Below are 19,208 nucleotides of genomic sequence, written 5' to 3'. Positions count from 1 at the left end.
TATCCCCGGGGATTGGGGAACCCCCCCTAGCCCCCACTTGCTAAGGGGGGGGACCGGAATGATTGCGGCCTCTTGTCCCCGGACCTTGGCAAGGTCCGGGTTAGGGTGGGGTCCTCTTTATCCCCGGGGATTGGGGAACCCCCCCTAGCCCCCCCTTGCTAAGGGGGGGGACCGGAATGATTTCTGGAAAGCGATTGTCGTGGCAGAAAAATGGGTAACGGACTGATGGCGTACCCATTTTCCCATCCCGACTAGGCGGGAGCCAGTTTTTTAACTTTGGTTTCCAAGGAACTCATCAGAGACTCAAAGGGTTGAATAAATTTATCAATCCCTTCCTCTAAGAGTTCTGCCATGACTTGATCCAAGTCGATGCCAAATTCAGGTAGGTTATTGATGAGTTGGTAGGCTTCATCCACATCGGTTTCGATGCGGCTGGCGACATCGCAATGGTCAGCACAGGCTTCGATGGTGGCTGGGGGTAGGGTGTTGACCGTATCCGGTCCAATCAGTTCGTCAACGTAGATAACGTCACTGTAGTTGGGATTTTTGCTGCTGGTGGAGGCCCAGAGTAAGCGTTGGGGGTTGGCTCCTTTGGCGGCGAGGGCTTGCCAGCGATCGCTGTTGATGATTTCTTTGTATTTTTGGTAGGCAATCTTGGCATTGGCGATCGCCACTTTACCCTTGATTTGCTCCAACTGAGCTTTTTTCTGTAGCTCAGTCACGTGATGGAGTTTCTCGTCGATCGCCTCATCAACTTTTACATCAATTCGGCTGATAAAGAAACTGGCAACTGAGGAAATCTTACTAACATCTTCACCCGCCTTGACTCGCGCTTCCAATCCGCGAATATAAGCCCAGGCTGTTTCTACATAACTGTCTACAGAAAATAACAACGTAATATTAACGTTGATTCCCTCAGCAATGACTTTTTCCACCGCTTGTAACCCCTGGGCAGTCCCGGGAATCTTGATCATCACATTTTCCCGGTCAATTTCCTTGTAGTAGCGCTTGGCTTCAACAACAGTTTTTTCAGATTCCAGAGCGAGGTTCGGCGGTACTTCAATACTGACATAGCCATCTAAACCCTCAGTTTCATCATAAATGGCCCGAAAATGATCGCAGGCATTCCGAATATCTTCAAACACTAAAGATTCATAGATTTCATCGACGGATTTATTGGCTTTGATACCGGCTTCGATATCGGCATCATAAATGGCATTTCCGACAATGGCTTTTTCAAAAATTGATGGATTAGAAGTCAGTCCCCGCAGTCCTCTGGTTTCAATCAGTGTTTTTAGTTCACCAGACTTGATCAGATCTCGGTTCAAATTATCCATCCAGATACTTTGACCATATTCCTGTTCGATTTTTTGGAGTAAGGGATTGATTGCCATAAGTTTTATTTCGTTCAGTTTCTAGGTAAGTACAGGGTATCATTGTGAATGTTTTCAAAGCGGATGATGACTGCCTATGGTATGAAAGTCGCTCATTTGACGCTTAAGTTTTAGCTTATCTTTGAATCGGCCTAAAAGGTAAGGGGAGATTGCCCTACTGTGTCATCAAATCATCATCAATGAGTGGCGATCGCCGGGTTCTTCTCATGCTTGCGATCGTTAATGAAAGATTTTACTAGGGTCACATCGTCTTTACTGCCAATAATCACCGGGGTACGAGTATGAAGTTGATCCGGCACCACATCTAAGATTTCCTCAGTTCCCGTACTTGCCAATCCCCCCGCTTGCTCAATTAAAAACGCCAGGGGTGCAGTTTCGTACAGCAGGCGCAATTTACCCTCGGGTTTTTTAAGGGTGCCAGGATACATGAACACGCCCCCTTCATGGAGAATCCGGTGAAAGTCCCCGACTAAAGCCCCACTATAACGAGCGGTATAGCCTTCGTGCCGATGAACATAGCGGATATAGTCGCGGATCGGTTCATCCCACTGCCAGAAGTTGCCTTCGTTGACGCTGTAAACCGCACCATGCTCTGGAATCTTGATATTTTGATTCGACAGGATAAACTCTCCCAAACTGGGGTCCAGAGTGAAGGAATGAACCCCCTTGCCAATGGAATAAACCAGCATCGTACTGGGTCCATAGAGAATATACCCGGCAGCGAGTTGTTTGCGTCCACTTTGCAGCAAATCTAGCGCTTCCCCATTTTCATCGCTCCCCTCTTGTTGACGAATCGAGAAAATAGACCCAACAGTCAGGTTGCTGTCGATATTTGAGGAGCCATCAATCGGGTCATAAAGCAGGGTATATCGACCAATGGGGCAGTTTTCCGGGATATAGTAGGGTTTCTCCATTTCCTCTGATGCCAAGCGACAAACCAAGCCACTTTGCTTGAAAACAGAGATAAAGACATCATTGGCATAGACATCCATGCGTTTGACGCTTTCTCCCTGAACGTTAATGTCGCCACTAAACCCCAGCACCCCTTCCACTAACCCAGCGCGACTCAACCGGCGGGAAACCAGTTTTGCCGCTAAAGCAATCCGGTTCATCAACGCGCTGAGGTCCTGAGCATCCGCAGAAAAGCTATGTAGTTGCTGCAAGACGTGACGGGATAGGGTTGTACAATCGCGATCGAGCGATTGAGTCTGCTCAATCGCATTTTTTGTGATTTCATCTGCCATCGTTGTTATCTTCCTTTGGAGTGGTTCTACTTAAGACGACTGGAGAGGTTAGCAGGTGCTTTTTGCCCAGTCGCCCTTTCCTTTCCATCTTAAAGAAGCATTTTCAGCAACGCAGGTTAACTTGAGGGGAAAAGAAAGAAAACGCAACATTTTCTTAAGTATTTCTACTACTTTGCCTGGATTTAAAGTCAGAGTTAAGCATAAAATTGACAAAAAGTCAGTTAACCCTGATACAAACTGGATAAAAATTTTAAATTGGGTGATTACCCATCCCAGATTCAAGCCTCAAAACAGTCATTTCCGCCTAGACCCACGAAATCTAGCCCCAAAAATATAGAATTTATTTCAATGGTTTGATAATAATTTTAATAGTTATTAATTCAACTTAATCCTGTATTTTTTTGCAAATTCAGTTCTTTTTATAATTTTAAAAACCCTGAATTCGGTGAAATAGGTTTAATTCAAAAAAGGGACTGCCTCAGATTTGAGCAGTCCCAGACCCACAAAATCGGCTAGTCAATCGAAATAGATTGAGGGCGGTTGTTGTCACCGCCACTGCCATTATTATTCCCCGTCGAAGAACCCGAGGGGGAGGCTCCTTGTTGTTCCAGCCAGCTTTTCACCGGGTCATCGGAGAGATTGAGTTGGAACACCCCGGAGAAAAACCCACCCAAAAAGGCAACCGGATGTTGGGTCATTTCTTGAAAAATTGGACTCAGTTCATCTAAAAACATGGAATGTCTCCTTTTGGCGGCCAATGCAGTCAGAGGTAGGATACCCCCCGGATTTCGCTATCCCAGGGGGAATTGCCTACTTCTGCTGGTATCCTAGCGCGTTTGATACCGGAGTAGCTGTCGGCATCGGTCACCTCTCGGACCTAGGGTCCTGATAGGGTGGCGAAATGCCATCCCATCATGAACTAGGAGGGATTTTTTTCCGGTAACAGGCACTTATCGGAATCGCAACCGGCAGGTCCCGCTTCAGCTAACTCACCGAGGTCATAGCGCTGGAGTGCGGTTTTGAAATCATCGGTTTTGCGACGAACTAAGACCCCGGCGCTGAGGCGATCGTACTCGGCTTTATCAATGGGTTCAAAGGGGAGACGGGGGAACGATTGGCGATCGTCAAATCGAGCGAGTAAGGCAGCAGAAATATAGCCTTCATCGTTTTGGATTGCCTCATAAATGCGCTGACCCAATAGCTCAATTTCTGACTCCCGAACTTCCACAGTTGCCGAGGTGTTATGGGTGACATAGTGGCTTTGAACGTTCATGTAGAAGTCCATTTGAGCCAAGGCACTAAATTGACTGATGTCAATTTCATCGGCACCGGGTAAATCGGCCCAACTGACGGCAATGGGAATTTCCACTAACCATTCTGAACAACGCGGGTCAAACGGATCATTGAGGAGATTCCCCTTCTCATCTTTATCGGATTGGGAGGGAATCACGTTATAACCGTAGTCGATACAAGCGAGTGCAACGGGGTCATTTTTACCGAAGGTAATTCGGCGAATAAAACGCTGGGCTTTTGGCGGATGCCAACCGGGAGATGCGCCGGTTAGTAAAGATTTGGTCCCGCTGGGCTGAACGGTGGTGCAACGATTGGGACGGCGCAATCCGTGGCGATCGCAATAATCCCAAACTTGAGCATGAACAATGTCACGCCAGCGCGTCAAATAGTCGGATTCTTGACGCTTAAATTCGATGCCTTCCGGGGTTGTCGGACGTCCTTCAACCCACCAGCGCAACCAATGCACACCAAAGGCATGAACGAAGAAATCAAACAATCCGGTAAAGGAAACCCCAACAATCGGGTCAATTTCCCGGCTGTATTGATAGCGGGGTTCGACGAATTTATGATTCAGCAAGGTTGCCACAGATAAAGCGCCAGCGGCAAATGCATCTGCTTGTTCGCGCTCGTTTTGGGGGTCAATTAGATTGAGATGAATCTCAGATAAATTGCACTGCCCGGTGAGGGTTCCGCCGAAAACGCCTTTATGGAATTCGGGTTCGTTAAAGCAGAAGGTATCGTGCTCACCCTGAATGGGGACAATGGCCCGAATTACTTGCCATTTACCTTTATTTTGGGGTTGATGACCGTTAGAGGTATTGACTCGCTGACAAGGAATCGCGGCACAATCAGTAATTTGAAGATACCACAAATCTTTCTGGCGAATGCCAAGGTTTGTGCTTTCACCGGCTTGCGATTGCAAGTTAACCGAGGAGCGAATCCCGCATTTGAGCAATAACAGATAAACCCGATAGGCGCGATTATAATCGGACAAATACAATCGAACGCCACCGCTTGGCGTAGCGGAACCATCGGTATCAATTAAGCCCGCAATGAAGTTTAAAATCCCTTCGCGGTTCCAACTTGCCAAGGCTTCCAAGGCTTGGGCATTGGCTTTTAAATCGCGGACTTGTTCCGGGTCGAATTGGTCTTGAAAACCCGTATAAAGCAACCCGGGCGTTTCGGGATTTTCTGCGTAGTAGCGCAATTTTCCTGAAGTCCGACCGGCGATCGCCAATTCTGGATAGCTTTTGGCTCCATATAAGCGCAGTTGTAGTTGAGGCTTGCCATTGGATTGGCATAGGGAGCCATCCCCCACCAATTGTCCGAGGGTGTAAGCCCACAAGGGATCTACAAATTTGCCATCTTGATAGTCAATCTGGAATGGCTCGGTGTGTAGGGCGTATTTGTGGGTGGAAAGACGCTCTTGCAGTTGTGCTGTGGTCATTTCCAGATAGGCTTTCCCGAAGCGATCGCTCACGAAGAAACGGTGTTTTTCGGTGACATCTAACCAGGTTCCGTCGGCAAAAGAGACGCGATAAAGTTGGCGATCGCGTCCCGTCAACATCGGAGTCACGCGACTCCACCGCTGACCATTCCAAATTTCCACCAATTGACCGACGAGGGAACAAATCGGGTGCATTCCATCTCGCGTAACCAGCATCGTATCGCCCGAAACGCAATGAAAATCGGCACCAATAATTTCCAGGGTTGTTATCCTAAAGGCTTTTTATCCTTTAGTTCTTATCCTTGAATTTGGATAAGCTCGGCGTACATTTTCAGCAGTTCGACTCCGCTCACTACTGTCAGGCACTCTTGGGATGATTATAGTCTCTTATGGGAGGTTCACATCCTACGCTCTACGGTGGCAGATGCTTTTAAACAACCTGCTTACCTCGGTATTTCCGAACAAATCTCTTTATGTAATCTTCAATAAAGGTACTAAATTCATATTCAGTTTTAGTTCCTTTTAGTTGATGACAATCATGACATGATATAGCCATGTTCTCTATGTGGTGTTTTCCTTCTCGACTAAGCGGTGTTTTATGATCAAAAACAACTTTTTCTTTTTCTAATGGAATTCCACAATAATAACAACACGGAGAACTTTCATAAAGATTTTTAAGGTCATCTCCCTTGAATGGGTATGAATTAGCAATTACTTGACCAGCAATGCCTTTTCGTCTAGCACCTTTGCTATTTAGAGAGTCTGCCCTTAATCTCCAATACTGTGGTTTGTTATTTTCTTTCCATTTTTCTATCGCTTTGTCTGTTTGAACTTTTTTACAAGCTCTGCAATATTGCCTACGACCATTTTTACTATCTAGTCGTTTTTCAAATTGCTCAACGTCTTTATCTTTGCCACATTTTGAACATACTTTTGATGTCATGGTTTTCACTCCTTGTAATTATTGGTATTATAAAAATAATAACCTAATAAATACCGAAGTGAAAGAGACCTATTACTTCTCAGGATTCACCGATTTTGCCCGATGTTTAACGTGAGGCAAAATTACTTACCACACGGGTTTAATCCCACGCGGGATAACCGATGTTCTAACTCTGTCTTAGAGATTTCTGGATAGCGATCGCCTATCCATTCCATCCCTTTGCCCTCGTTATAGGCTTTCAGGAAATCCCGTTTAGTTTCACGATTTGGCATTAAATCGCAACTGGCTCGGGCAACGGCTTCACCAGCCCATTGAATGGCTCCTTCCCCAGAATAGTATTGTTGACGCACAGCATCAATACATTCATTGAGAGTCGGTTTATGGTGAAAAACGCGGGTATGATTGGACATCCTGAGTGCATCTCTTTCCGGGTCGATGCGCCAGTTTCCAGCCTCATCTTGTTGCCATAAATTCATCTTGGCATTGCCAAACAATTCATCATCGCTTGCGCCTTGTCTCATGCCTGCAGAGCGACGAATATTTCCTGCCACTATTGTACTAGCCGCTTCATCAATAAGTAAGCAGCATTCGACGGAATTTAATTGCCGTCCATTGGCGTTATTTAAAATTAAAGCAACTCGCTGATAAAGGTCGGTTAATTTAACTGGATTAGCAACGCCTCCAAACCCTTTTAGCGGTTCTCCTGCTGGACGAATATCGCACAGGTCCACGATGACTTCAACCGTTGAATCAAACCGCTGATCCGTTGAGAGTTCTAGGAGGGTTTGATAAGATTGCACCCAACCGATTCGGGAGTCTCCGACATTCATCAGCACCCGATCGCCATCATAAGTTACCTCAGTTTCTTGACGACGGCGATCGCTGGGGGTCATGCCAATTTCACCTTGCAAGGTGATTTGGATTCGGTTGCGAATGGACGGCAACTGATTGATATATTGAGGTTCGAGGACCGCGCCGGTGCCACATCCCATCATGGCAAGGCCCATTAATAATCCAAAGGCTCGCCAATCGTGGATATTCGTGGAGGAACAGTTATAGGCCCCAGAAAAGTTTTCCGGGCGTTCGATCCAGTCGGTCCCACCGACCCACAACCAGCGGCCAGAGGAGAGGGTTTTAAGTTGTTGCTGCATCTTGGTGAGGAGTGCCACCTCGTCGGAGTTGAGATTGCCAAGTTTCTCTAATCCAGCAATAGTGCGATCGCAGACTTGCTCCCAAGTTTCGCGCCCGTCATCCTGGCGGCGGCTGTAAGTCCTAAAAAACACCGGATTCGCTGCCGGTGCGGTTTCAGGAAAATCGCTGTGGTGGCGCGTGCGTTCCAATTCTCGAACCATAAGTCAATCTCTTCTCGTATCCGCATATATCTGTAGATCAAGACTATACGCCATCTTAGATTTAGTGGTCAAAGGTTGTTAATTTTTAAGATTTGCGCTATGTCTAGGGGCAATGGTCCTTGGTCCTTGGTCCTTGGTCCTTGGTCCTTGGTCGTTAAACTAGAGACAAATGACAAATGACAAATGACAAATGACAAATGACAAATGACAAATGACAAATGACCAATGACAAATGACAAATGACCAATGACAAATGACCAATGACAAATGACCAATGACCAATGACCAATGACAAATGACCAATGACAAATGACCCCATCCCCCCTTCCCCCTGAGAATAAGGATAAATATTAACCTAAATGCGGAATGTGGATAGAATAAACCAAAGCCAGATTTCTGCGAGAGATTCTCCTATTCCCCAAGGGGAGGCTGTGCCAAGGGAGAGGCAACGCGGAGGGACTGGTTCAATCTACTGAGGGGCATCACCGCCGAGAATCGCCATGATGTTTCAATCTGCTACGACGCACCAAAGCGCTGCCACGGGTTACGATACCCTCCTTGACGTTGAACTTCGCAAAGTTTTTAAGGTGTTTGAGGGGGAAACTGCGGTCCGGGGGGTCGATCTTGAAATTAATCGAGGAGAATTTTTTAGTATCCTCGGTCCTTCTGGCTGTGGAAAAACGACGACCCTAAGATTGATCGGAGGTTTTGAGACGCCTTCTGCGGGAGAGGTCCTGATTCGGGGTAAGTCCATGAATCAGGTTCCGGCTTATCAGCGCCCGGTGAATACGGTGTTTCAGAGTTATGCGCTGTTCAATCATCAGTCTATTGCTGAGAATATTGCGTTTGGGTTGCGAATCAAACGCTGTGGAAAAAGTGAAATTGAGGAACGGGTCAAAGAAGCTCTCAAATTGGTCAAAATGGAGTCTTACGCCAGTCGTTATCCCTCTCAGCTTTCGGGGGGTCAACAGCAACGGGTGGCTCTAGCACGGGCGCTGGTGAATCGTCCAGCGGTTCTGTTGTTGGATGAACCGTTAGGGGCGTTGGACCTGAAGTTGAGAAAGCAGATGCAGGTTGAGTTATCGACGTTGCATCGCGATTTGGGTTTGACCTTTGTGATGGTGACTCATGACCAGGAGGAGGCCCTGTCTTTGTCGAACCGGATTGCTGTGATGCATGAGGGCAAAATTGAGCAAATTGGGAGCCCGAGTGCCATTTATGAGCGTCCACGGACCCCGTTTGTGGCGGATTTTATTGGAGAAACCAATTTATTCCCAGGACGGATTGAAGGAAGCGATCGCACCTCTTTGGCAATTCGCACCGGGACGGGACTCAAAATTGTGGTGGAACCGACGGAACCCTGGAGTGGCAATGCATCAGGGGCGATCGTCAGTATCCGTCCTGAAAAAATTAATTTGAGTCTCTATCCGCCAGAGGTGGAGGTAAACTGCTTTGAGGGACGGCTCAAAACGGTGATGTATTTGGGAACCCATGTTCAGTATGTGGTGGAACTGCTCTCGGGAGATGAAATGGCGGTTTTGCAACCGAATACGGGAACGAGCTTACCGGATCCTGAGACCCCCATCTATACCTATTGGCTTCCGACAGATTGTATTGCCTTGGCTGCGGCTTAGGCTGAGATTGAAGGGGTGCTCTACCCACTAAATTGCGGAGGCGATCGCTTGTCATTACAATTCCCGGAACGCGCTATGAATCTAGCTAGTGTTAATCAATTTTTAGAGGAGATAGAATCCCACTGTCCCAATAATGCGATTCTGACCTTTCTCGGAAGTGATGGAGAATCATTCGTGCTTGACCTGAAACGGGAGGGCGATCGGGTCAATTATGGGTATCAATGGGGGATCAAGGAATTGCTGATTAGCAAGTTGCTGTCTAAAACTCAACCTGTGGCTTCCCTGATTCTACGGTCGTTCCTATCTGAAATTGACGAATTCACCCACCTTCCCATTAAAGAACTCCGGGGTTATGTCCTCAAACTTCACGGTTCTGAGCTTGAATATGAAAAACTCTCCCCCGAATCAATGTTTGCTTGTCAAAATACCGATGCGGAAACCGGGAATCCCCTCCCTTTAGAAACATCGGTTCGGTATTGTTAATTAATCTAAATCTTGGTCATCACACCACATTGTCAAAATAGTGCGGATTCCGAAACCCCCAAAATATAGAATGAGCAGTGCTACACCGACCCGACGGCAGTTTTTACAACAGTCTGCGGCGGCACTTTCTGGTCTGGCGTTGTCTAGTTGTGGCTGGACCCTAGGTGGTCAACCGAGTCCAGAGATAGATGAGGATACTCCCAATTTGGCGGTGGACTCAACTGCCGCTAATGAACTGTTTATCTACACTTGGGCTGACTATACTGATGCAGATTTGCTCAGAAGTTTTACAGAGCAAACGGGTATCCGAGTTATTGTCGATATTTATGACTCTAATGAGGCAATGTTGGCAAAGATGCAGGCGGGCGGTGGCAGTTCTTACAGTATCATTTATCCCTCAGATTATATGGTGGGACGGATGGTTCAACTGCAAATGCTCAGACCCTTGGAGCGATCGCGGATTGTTGAAGGGCTAGGCAATCTATTTGAGAAGTTCCAAGATCCGGAATATGACCGGGGAAATCGCTACAGTGTCCCCTTTACCTGGGGGACAACTGGACTGATTTACAATTCTGCTAGACTCTCAACACCTCCCGATGATTGGGAGTATCTCTGGACTCATCAGAGTGAGCTCTCTGGACGGCTAACCTTGATGAATGATGTCCGAGAAGTGTTGGGGGCGGGACTGCGATCGCTCGGTTACTCGTACAATTCCACGGACCGCGCTCAACTTCATGCCGCCTATGAACACTTGGTCAATCTCAAGCCCGCTTTAGCTAATTTTACCACCGATGGCTGGCGAGATTTGATTTTAGCGGGGGATTTGGAAGTGGCAATGGGTTACTCTTTTGATGCGCTCTCTGTCTCTGATGAAAATCCTGACTTGGAATATGTGGTCCCGATGAGTGGCAGTTCATTATGGACTGATACGATGGTAATTCCTAGAAGTGCGCCGAATGTTCAAGGCGCTTATGCTTGGATTAATTTTATGTTCCAACCGCGAGTGGCGGCGGATTTAATTGAACGACTCTATTTTGCCACCCCGAATCGCGCCGCTTATAATTTGCTGTCCCAGGAACTGCGCGAAAATCCCACCTTATTTCCTTCCGAGTCGGTCTTAGAACGGTGTGAAGGAATTCTCCCCCTCGGCACAGAAAAGGAAAAACTATATGCTCGGTATTGGATTCGATTAAAGAGTGTGTAAATAGGCCGTGAATTGCCCTCCTGGAAACGGGATAAAAACGGTTAAAATTCACCGAATTTTCTGTAAACAAGTTCCGATTTTACCCATTATTGTGAGAGCATCTGATGTTTGGACAGTCTGCCCTCATCCCCCACCAGCCCCATTCTCCCAGGGTGGGAGAAGCCCTCACCCTCAGTCCCTCTCCCACCCTGGGAGAGGGATTTAGGGTGAGGGCGGCGAGCATTGGAATGCTCCCATTATTGTTTCCCAGAATCCATTCATTGATTCAAACCGATCGCCCTTGAACTTCTGGTCTATCCCCCTACTAATCCTCATAATGACTGTATCGCCCAGTAATCCGAAAAACGAATCCAAAATCGGAAAACGCACCCTACCCGAGTGGCTGGGACCCCTGGCTTTACTCGGTCCTGCCGGAGTCTGGTTATTCCTGTTGTTGGTCCTGCCAACGGTGGTGATTTTTCAACTGAGTTTAGTGCCGGGAATTCAACCGGGCGATCGCGTGATTCCCTCGGGACTGGATAATTTCTGTCTCGTTTTGGGATTTGAAAATTGCCGATTCTCGGACTTTGACCCGGTATTTCTGCAAACCATCGGGCGATCGCTCTTTTTTGCCACCGGCACCACGTTGATTTGTCTCCTATTAGGATTTCCCGTTGCCTATTGGTTAGCCGTTGATACCCCCAAACGCTGGCGAAATTTACTCTTACTCGCCTTCATTTTACCCCTGTGGACCTCATCCCTGCTGCGGTCCTACGCCTGGAAAACCATTCTCCGTCCCACGGGTGTCCTCAACTCCATCCTAGGACTCGTGGGAATCCCTCCCTTAGATTTACTCCACCAAAGTTCTGCCGTATTCATCGGCATGAGTTATAGTTTTCTCCCCTATATGGTGTTAATTCTCTATGCCTCTTTAGAGAAACTTGATAAACGCTTATTAGAGGCAGCAGCGGATTTAGGGGCCAATCCCATTGAAGTGTTTTGGAAAGTCACAGTCCCTCAAACTTTATCGGGAATTGCTGCCGGTTCTTTGTTGGTCTTTATCAGTGGTTTAGGGGATTTTGTGAATCCAGAATTGCTCGGGGGTGCTTCCAGTATGACCGTTTCCCGGTTAATTTATGATCAATTTCTGGGAGTGGCACGAGACTGGGGATTTGGTTCGGCCCTGAGTATGGTATTAATTCTAGCGGTGAGTCTGGCGATCGCTCTTTTAATTCGCTTTGGCGAAGCCACTCCTAAAAAATAACAGCGTTAACCCCTCAAAGGGTGCATTTATAAGTCTAGGTAATGGTTGCGTGGTGAAATTGCATGACAGAAACAAGGCTCAAACAGGAGGATATTCCGGTAGATATGTTAAAAAGCCAGAGTCGAATTAATATCTCTTGGCAGATAGTATTTGCCGGGTTCATGTTTTTTTTCATGTACCTGCCGATTTTGGTACTGGCCTTTTACAGTTTTAATCAGTCTCGCTATAGTGCGAGGTGGGAAGGATTTACCTTAAAATGGTATTTCACCCTGTTTCAGGATGAAGCTATTTTAAAAGCCCTAAAAAATAGTTTAATTGTTGGGTTTTCGGCCATTATTATTGCAGCGGTTGTCGGAACCTTAATGGCTGTGGGGCTATCCCGATATCGATTTCGAGGGAAGAGTCTATATTTAGGAGTATCCTATTTACCGTTAATCATCCCGGATATTGCGATCGCCGTAGCAACTCTGGTCTTTTTAGCCGCCGTCCAAATTAACCTCAGCATTTGGACCATTATCGGCGCGCATATTGTCTTCTGTCTGGCCTATATTGGGTTAGTCGTTTCTACTCGCCTCAGTGACTTAGACCCTCACCTAGAAGAAGCTGCCTTAGATTTGGGCGCGACTCCCATTCAGTCTTTTTTACAAGTGTTACTGCCGCAATTGATGCCGGGAATTGTCTCCGGTTGTCTGTTAGCCTTTGTCCTGAGTTTAGATGATTTATTAATTGCTTCATTCACCTCCGGCGGTGGTGCAGTCACCCTGCCAATGGAAATTTTTGGGCGGATTAGAACCGGGGTGAAGCCAGATATTAATGCTTTGAGTGTAGTGTTGATTTTGACTTCTGGGGCGATCGCCTTTCTGGGAGAGTTCATCCGCTCTCGAAGTGCACAGAAATAAACGATTCTCGTTACTTGGCTGAAGCCAAGTAATGCCCCCTTGGAGGCTCTGCCTCCAGTCCCCTCTCCTACAACAGTAGGTTTTTTAAGCATAAAATCACCTCCGGTCCCCGGACCTTGCCAAGGGGAGGGTTAGGGTGGGGTCCTCCTGAAGTGGCGATCGCCACATCACGCACTCAAAGGATGCGATCGCGCCTGTATGTAGCCTAGTCCAACCTCTTTACTTCGTGACGTGGCAAAGTCTTGTCACTCCGACACTCCACCCACTAATTCTTCGTGACGAGGCAAAGCCACGTCAGGAGGACTCCACCCTAACCCTCCCCTTGCCAAGGTCCGGGGACCGGAAGTGCTCTTAAATTGTGAGGCAAATCCCCCTGAACGTCAAAAACCTACTCTTGTAAGCCGTCCCATCTCCCAACCCACTCTGTATGCCAACTATCTCCTCTGTGCAGGCGCTTAACGAGAGATAATTTCCCTTAACCTGAGTTTCAATCTGATGAATGATTCTGTACCCGACTCGAATTCTGAACCCAATCCCCTCCCTGGAAAGACTCCCACAGCACCGGATCCAGTGCTAGATGCACCCTCCCTCATAGACTTACGCCGCTATGATCAGTCATGGTTCGATCGCGGCAAATCTAGTGGGTTTATCTTGCTGTGGTGGTTCGTACAAGGGGTTGCTTTCCCCTTAAGTCCTCATTTTGCCCACGGGTTTCGCCGGTGGTTGTTGCGGCGATTTGGGGCAGAAATTGGCACCGGGGTGCTGATTCGTCCTACTGCCCGATTTACCTATCCTTGGAAAATTGCAGTCGGCGACTACTCCTGGATTGGGGATGATGTAGTTTTATATAGTCTCGATCGCATTCGGATTGGACAGCATTGCGTGATTTCCCAAGAAAGCTACCTCTGTACCGGCAGTCATCGTCTCAACGACCCCACATTTAACCTAGACACAGCACCTGTAGAAATTGGTAACGGAGTCTGGATTGCCGCCGACTGTTTTATCGCCCCTGGGGTCAAAATTGGCTCGAATGCGGCGATCGGGGCCCGCAGTAGTGTGTTTGCCAATATGCCCGAGGGTCAAATTTGCTTTGGCAGTCCCTGCCGTCCCCGCTATCCCCGCAAGGTTGAGGAAAAACCGAGTCTGGAATGAGAAACCGGGTTTCTGGTTTACTCATTCATGTTCCGATAGGTGGCAACGGCAGAGGGTGAAATGCGGTTGAGATAGCGGAAAATCCAATATTTAAAAACCGTATCCAGAATCACCGGGAAGGTGGCAATAAACAGATAAATAAAGTCTCGACTTTCCGGCAGTCCCAAATGGCGCGAAATCCCTTCGAGGACGATTTCCCAGCCATGAGGGGAGTGGAATCCGACGAAAATATCCGTAAATAAGATAATGATGAAGGCTTTGGCACTGTCACTTAAGCCATATACGATATCATCAATAAAGGATTTTAGACTTTCAATTTCCCGGCGACTGTTATAAATAACCAAGCCAAAGGCCACGAAAGAAAACATATCAGAAAAAATATTTTTAATCGCATCACTACTGCGATAGGTGTAGCGTTTGGCGACTTCTAAGGCTTTGATTTTGATTTGCTGCTCAACGTCTTCTTCGGATAAATGTTGCGGAATTTTACCGATAAATTTGAGTTGTTCTCTCTCGGGTCCTTCTAACTTTTCGAGTTGGGTTGCCAGTAATTCCTCAAATTCTAGTAGTTCATGAAATTGGGTTAATTCCATTAAGGCTTCTTCTTTCATATCGACATTGAGAAAGATTTCCGCTTGGGTTCCGATGAGGCGATCCCAGATTGGACCCACGACAAAGTTTTTGGCAACTTGTTGGGTGAGTAGGGGAATTAAAATTAACAGTAAAATAAATTTGAGTGAAACAATAGTCTTGGTTTTGGACAGGCGAAATTCTTGGACGACTTCCTCTTCCGCTTTGGGGTCCAATTCGCGCTTGAGGCGATCGAGTGTTCTTAAAATTGACCGGGGTAAGAAGCTAGTTTGACCAGCGAGGGAGCCTATTTCTTTGGTTTCAGATTCCGGGTCTGGAATGCTCTCTTCCATAAGCTGAGATGACTTTTTCTTGCCATTGAAACTACCCGGTTTTTGGAGTTGTAAGGGGTAGGGAGGGGTGGATGTGGCTAGGGTGCGCTCATCGGGGGAAGATTCAACCCCGTTGCGGGTATATTTAGCGGTGACTTCATCAATAAAACTGAGTTTATCTAAAATCAAAGATTGAGAGGGTTCAGATAAACTGAACTCCGGGGTTGACAGGCGATTCTCTTCGGAAGATACCACCCGAACTGGGATGGAGTCATCAAAAGGGCGATCGCCTAATTTAGATTGTTTGTAAATCTCTACAAAAGAACGACTATTTCTAAATTCTCTTAATCGTAGTTTAATAATACTTAAATTTCTTTTTAAGTCTGATTCATGAACTGAAAAAACGGCCTGACCAGAACTAGAATTTTCCCTAGAAATACGTTGACTGTTAAAATATTTTTTTTCAACTTCCCGAATATTGACTGCCGCTTGATAGGCCAATTCCAGGGAACGATTCGGGGTTTCCAGTAGCCATTGTTTAATGGAAGCAAAAAACCCTGATTGATTAAAAGAATATTTTTGTTTTTTCATCACCATTCTTTGCTCGAACCAACCGAACACAATTTGACTAAGACTGACTTGAACTATTCCGGTGGAAACCCTTTTGTTTAAACCAGTTCAGGCTAGTTTTCCCCGAATCCAAGGGGGACTTGACATCAGGCAGTAGGGTTTTTGTAGACCCGAGAGTTTACCGATTCCTTTGCCGGGAAAGGATTGGCGATCGCCCTAGTATCTGCAACCCTTGAGGTATAATCCCCTCGGGTAAAACGCAATAATGAAACCAGAGACCTCGCGCAAGCAACTTACAGTGGTCGTATATTAACAAATTTGGTGGAGGATTAGGCGTGGCTAAAGCGTCAATTTGGATCGTGGGATCGACCGGCAGTGGCAAGACGGGTCGTCTGGTTCAGGAGTTGTGCAACTGGGTTGACTCGAATGGGGACCCGAACACTCCTTCGCGACAGAGAAACCCGACTGTTGCTGAGTCCAACGCCGGGACAGGGGGACTCGGAGGTAGGCAGAAACGGGATATCTTAATCTCTCAGACAATACCGCGATCGCTAAGGTTGGGACAAGATGAACCCCCATTGTTGGTCTTTGCCGCGACAGGAGACGATCGCATTCCCTTAACCGATCGCATCATCCATGCCACCTCCGGACGCTATCCCATTGACTCCTCCACTCCCCTAGCCTTTTTCCAACGGGAAGTCCTGCTATTTTGGCCCCTGCTGATTCAACAACTCAATCTCAGGGCCGAGTTTCCCCTGCGAGTGCGCCCAGAAACTGAACAAGAGTTGGCAACCCGCTTATGGAGAGATGAGTTAGACTCCGGACGCTTGCGCCAAGAAGGAATCAGCGAATATCGCATGGTTCGCAGAACCTTGGACTTATTGCAACTGGCGGCATCCAGTGGCAGACGCCTGGAAGATATTCCGGTGATTTTACAGGAAGGAATTGAGGATCCCACAGGGAATGTAGACCTCTGGGACTGCATGGGGGAAGTGTTGCTAAATTGGCGCAGGTGGTGTCTACAGCGGGGGTTACTCACCTACGGCATGATCACCGAGTTGTATTGGCGGTATTTACTCCCGAATCCCACCTACCAGGACCATTTAATCCGCCGCTATCCCGCAGTCTTTGCCGATGATGTGGATGAATACCCCAAAATTGTCCGGGATTTGTTTGAGGTCCTGCTGGATGCAGGGATTCCTGGAGTCTTTACCTACAGTCCCAAAGGGTCTGTGCGTCAGGGATTAGGGGCGGATCCAGATTATCTGGAAGGGTTAGCAGTCCGTTGTCAGCAACAGCAGTTAGAGGGGATGAGTGGATTGCAGGGAAGGTTAGGGAAAATGGCCTTACAGGTGATGGAAGACCCGACGGTGTATTTAGAGGAAATGGAGGAGAGTGAACTTTCCTTGCCGGTGGGGTCGATTCAAACCACTGCCCGATCGCAACTGTTGCGGGAAACCGGGGAGGCGATCGCTCATGCCGTGCATACCGGCAAGGTCAAACCATCGGAAATTGCCGTAATCGCCCCCGGTTTAGATGCGATCGCCCGCTATAGTCTCCAGTCCATCCTCACCAGCAAAGGAATTCCAGTCCAATCCCTCAACGAACAACGTCCCCTCGCCACAGTCCCAGTGATTCGCGCCTTACTCACCCTCCTCGCCCTCGTTTATCCCGGTTTGGGACGCCTCGTAGACCGGGATAGCGTTGCTGAAATGCTCGTCGTCCTCAGTCGTCGTCCCGAATGGGAATCCCTGGAAGAGACAGCGCAAACCACCAATCTCCTCCATCCTGCCTCCTTTTTAATTGACCCAGTACGCGCTGGATTATTGGTGGATCATTGCTATTCTCCCGCCACAGAACAGCCGAAATTGTTACCCGTGACGGCATTTCCTCGCTGGGACCGTTTGGGATATCGAGCAACCACGGTTTATCAGGAGATTTTGGACTGGATCGAACAGAGGCGATCGCAGTTAACCAGTCCCATCGCCTTACTCAACTTAGCAATTCAGAAGTTTTTAGGTAGTTCCAGCAGTTTACCTGGAGACCAAATTGCCTCCCTTCGCGAGTTAATGGAAACCGCCCAACATTATTGGGAGGTGGATGAACGGTTGCGCCGTTGCGGGGAACAGGATGCGCCGGATTATGTAACTGTGGGTCAATTTATCCAACTGCTTCGCAAAGGCACCATTACCGCGAATCCCTTCCCAGTGAGTGCCTTCGCGGCAAAACCCGATTGTGTCACCTTAGCGACAATTTTCCAATATCGGGCAGCGCGACAGTTTCACCGTTGGCACTTTTGGTTAGATATTGGTTCACCGTTATGGTCTCGCGGAGGTGCAGCCAGTTTATTTGCAGCGCCGTTATTCTTGCAGAGTTGGTCCGGTAACCCTTGGACTCAGGAGGAGGCAATTCGTAATGATGAGGACCGATTGCAGCGAATTGTCCTAGATTTATTGGGTCGGGTAGGCGATCGGCTCATTCTCTGTCACAGCGATTTAGCCACCAATGGTCAAGAACAAACCGGGCCTTTATTATCAGTATTAAATGCTTGGGTTCCCTTGGAAGAGTAAGCTTTCCCCTTCCCAGTTCGTAGTAACCCCTTCAGGGGTTTCCGGGTTCTTTAGGGGAAAGATCAAGACTGAAGGCGTTACTACGAACTTAAAAAAGAAAAGAAACGACTGAAGTCGTTACTACGAACTTAAGACTTACAGTTCGCTCATTTTTAAAGAAGTACAAAAAATGGCAATTCAATCCTTTCCTTATGACTAGAAAACCAGGGTAAGCTCATCTAATTTGGTATAAATTGTACTTGACAACAAAAACTTGTAGAATTAAGGGAAAGCATTCTGAGATTAAGGATTCTACCAGGGTAAAAACATCTCAATCAGTCTTGACACAAGGATTTGAGAATAAGCATCATGTAATCATCATTCATCGCAGCCCGCTTCCTTTTCTGCCGTAAGCTACACTTGAGAGTGTTTTCTTGATTGACCATATTTAGGGACAGCCTTCGGAGGGTAGCCAAGTTCCGAGGGCTATGCAATGACCGAATGCGACCAAATATTGGAATAGCGCCCGTAACATTACGTTACGGGCGCTTCAGGCAACTGCCTTCACCATTGTTGGTGATGCCATACTATTCCTAGATATGCTCAGTGATCAACTCTTTTGAGAAGGTTAAATGTTGCACGCCGCCGGACAATTTCAAAACTCTCTTCAGCGCTTGCGGGTCGCCGGGCCAGGGGAGCACCGGCCCTCCGCGACCCGTCTGGAATCAGCCCCCCATCAGCGCCTGGGCGAGACCGATGTAGAGCGGTATTCCCAAGGCAATCGCAACCGGCGTGCCGACGGCTGTGGACGCGCCGATGTAGGCGGAGGGATTGGCCGACGGGATACCGGCTCGTAAAGTGGGCGGCCCTGAGATGTCTGAACTGGAGGCGGCGATGAC

Annotated in this window: 16 protein-coding genes; 8 read left to right on the top strand and 8 right to left on the bottom strand. The window is 47.6% G+C overall.

What is annotated here, in order from left to right; genetic code table 11:
- Positions 1-251: 251 nt before the first annotated feature.
- Together tal and fbp are read right to left on the bottom strand one after the other, a co-directional pair.
- The gene (tal, locus tag J0895_RS25525; protein WP_207090782.1) at positions 252-1,394 is read right to left on the bottom strand and encodes a transaldolase; all 1,143 of its coding nucleotides are present in this window, start codon (positions 1,392-1,394) and stop codon (positions 252-254) included.
- 176 nt (positions 1,395-1,570) lie between these two features.
- On the bottom strand, positions 1,571-2,638 hold the full coding sequence (gene fbp / locus J0895_RS25520; RefSeq protein WP_207090781.1) for a class 1 fructose-bisphosphatase: 1,068 nt from the start codon (positions 2,636-2,638) through the stop codon (positions 1,571-1,573).
- Between the two features lie 55 nt (positions 2,639-2,693).
- Here fbp and J0895_RS25515 point away from each other — a divergent pair, with 55 nt between their 5' ends.
- Entirely contained in the window at positions 2,694-2,975 is a 282-nt protein-coding gene (locus J0895_RS25515) for a hypothetical protein (RefSeq protein ID WP_207090780.1), read from the top strand.
- A 175-nt stretch (positions 2,976-3,150) separates the two neighbouring features.
- On the opposite strand, the gene J0895_RS25510 is transcribed toward J0895_RS25515, so the two are convergent.
- The 4 genes from J0895_RS25510 to nrdJ (J0895_RS25495) form a co-directional block, all read right to left on the bottom strand.
- Positions 3,151-3,372 (bottom strand): ssl0294 family protein, encoded by a 222-nt coding sequence (locus tag J0895_RS25510; protein ID WP_207090779.1) that lies wholly within the window; start codon positions 3,370-3,372, stop codon positions 3,151-3,153.
- 185 nt (positions 3,373-3,557) lie between these two features.
- Positions 3,558-5,594, bottom strand: coding sequence for a ribonucleoside-triphosphate reductase, adenosylcobalamin-dependent (nrdJ, locus tag J0895_RS25505; RefSeq protein WP_242541591.1), 2,037 nt, complete (start codon positions 5,592-5,594; stop codon positions 3,558-3,560).
- A 214-nt stretch (positions 5,595-5,808) separates the two neighbouring features.
- On the bottom strand, positions 5,809-6,321 hold the full coding sequence (locus J0895_RS25500) for an HNH endonuclease (RefSeq protein WP_207090778.1): 513 nt from the start codon (positions 6,319-6,321) through the stop codon (positions 5,809-5,811).
- A gap of 122 nt (positions 6,322-6,443) precedes the next feature.
- Positions 6,444-7,673, bottom strand: a complete 1,230-nt coding sequence (gene nrdJ, locus J0895_RS25495; protein WP_207090777.1) for a ribonucleoside-triphosphate reductase, adenosylcobalamin-dependent — start codon at positions 7,671-7,673, stop codon at positions 6,444-6,446.
- Between the two features lie 503 nt (positions 7,674-8,176).
- Here nrdJ (J0895_RS25495) and J0895_RS25490 point away from each other — a divergent pair.
- The 6 genes from J0895_RS25490 (at position 8,177) to hpsU (ending at position 14,288) form a co-directional block, all read left to right on the top strand.
- Positions 8,177-9,307: an ABC transporter ATP-binding protein gene (locus tag J0895_RS25490; protein ID WP_207090786.1), complete on the top strand. Its 1,131-nt coding sequence runs from the start codon at positions 8,177-8,179 to the stop codon at positions 9,305-9,307.
- Positions 9,308-9,322: 15 nt separating this feature from the next.
- Positions 9,323-9,790, top strand: a complete 468-nt coding sequence (locus tag J0895_RS25485) for a hypothetical protein (protein WP_340643588.1) — start codon at positions 9,323-9,325, stop codon at positions 9,788-9,790.
- 70 nt (positions 9,791-9,860) lie between these two features.
- Positions 9,861-10,994 (top strand): ABC transporter substrate-binding protein, encoded by a 1,134-nt coding sequence (locus tag J0895_RS25480; protein WP_207090776.1) that lies wholly within the window; start codon positions 9,861-9,863, stop codon positions 10,992-10,994.
- Between the two features lie 316 nt (positions 10,995-11,310).
- The gene (locus tag J0895_RS25475; RefSeq protein ID WP_207090775.1) at positions 11,311-12,237 is read left to right on the top strand and encodes an ABC transporter permease; all 927 of its coding nucleotides are present in this window, start codon (positions 11,311-11,313) and stop codon (positions 12,235-12,237) included.
- A 62-nt stretch (positions 12,238-12,299) separates the two neighbouring features.
- Positions 12,300-13,136, top strand: a complete 837-nt coding sequence (locus J0895_RS25470; protein ID WP_207090774.1) for an ABC transporter permease — start codon at positions 12,300-12,302, stop codon at positions 13,134-13,136.
- 495 nt (positions 13,137-13,631) lie between these two features.
- Positions 13,632-14,288 (top strand): hormogonium polysaccharide biosynthesis acetyltransferase HpsU, encoded by a 657-nt coding sequence (hpsU, locus tag J0895_RS25465; protein ID WP_242541590.1) that lies wholly within the window; start codon positions 13,632-13,634, stop codon positions 14,286-14,288.
- A 17-nt stretch (positions 14,289-14,305) separates the two neighbouring features.
- Here the strand turns inward: hpsU and J0895_RS25460 are convergent, their stop codons facing one another.
- Positions 14,306-15,781, bottom strand: coding sequence for a proton extrusion protein PcxA (locus J0895_RS25460; protein ID WP_207090773.1), 1,476 nt, complete (start codon positions 15,779-15,781; stop codon positions 14,306-14,308).
- Between the two features lie 314 nt (positions 15,782-16,095).
- On the opposite strand from J0895_RS25460, the gene J0895_RS25455 reads away from it, so the two are divergent.
- Positions 16,096-18,330, top strand: coding sequence for a recombinase family protein (locus J0895_RS25455; RefSeq protein WP_207090772.1), 2,235 nt, complete (start codon positions 16,096-16,098; stop codon positions 18,328-18,330).
- Positions 18,331-19,034: 704 nt separating this feature from the next.
- Here the strand turns inward: J0895_RS25455 and J0895_RS25450 are convergent.
- Positions 19,035-19,154: a sodium-dependent bicarbonate transport family permease gene (locus J0895_RS25450; RefSeq protein WP_340643589.1), complete on the bottom strand. Its 120-nt coding sequence runs from the start codon at positions 19,152-19,154 to the stop codon at positions 19,035-19,037.
- Positions 19,155-19,208: the final 54 nt, after the last annotated feature.

This window comes from Phormidium pseudopriestleyi FRX01 (assembly GCF_017313335.1).
Lineage (GTDB): Bacteria > Cyanobacteriota > Cyanobacteriia > Cyanobacteriales > Laspinemataceae > Laspinema > Laspinema pseudopriestleyi.
This window is presented reverse-complemented; position numbering and strand designations above follow the sequence as displayed.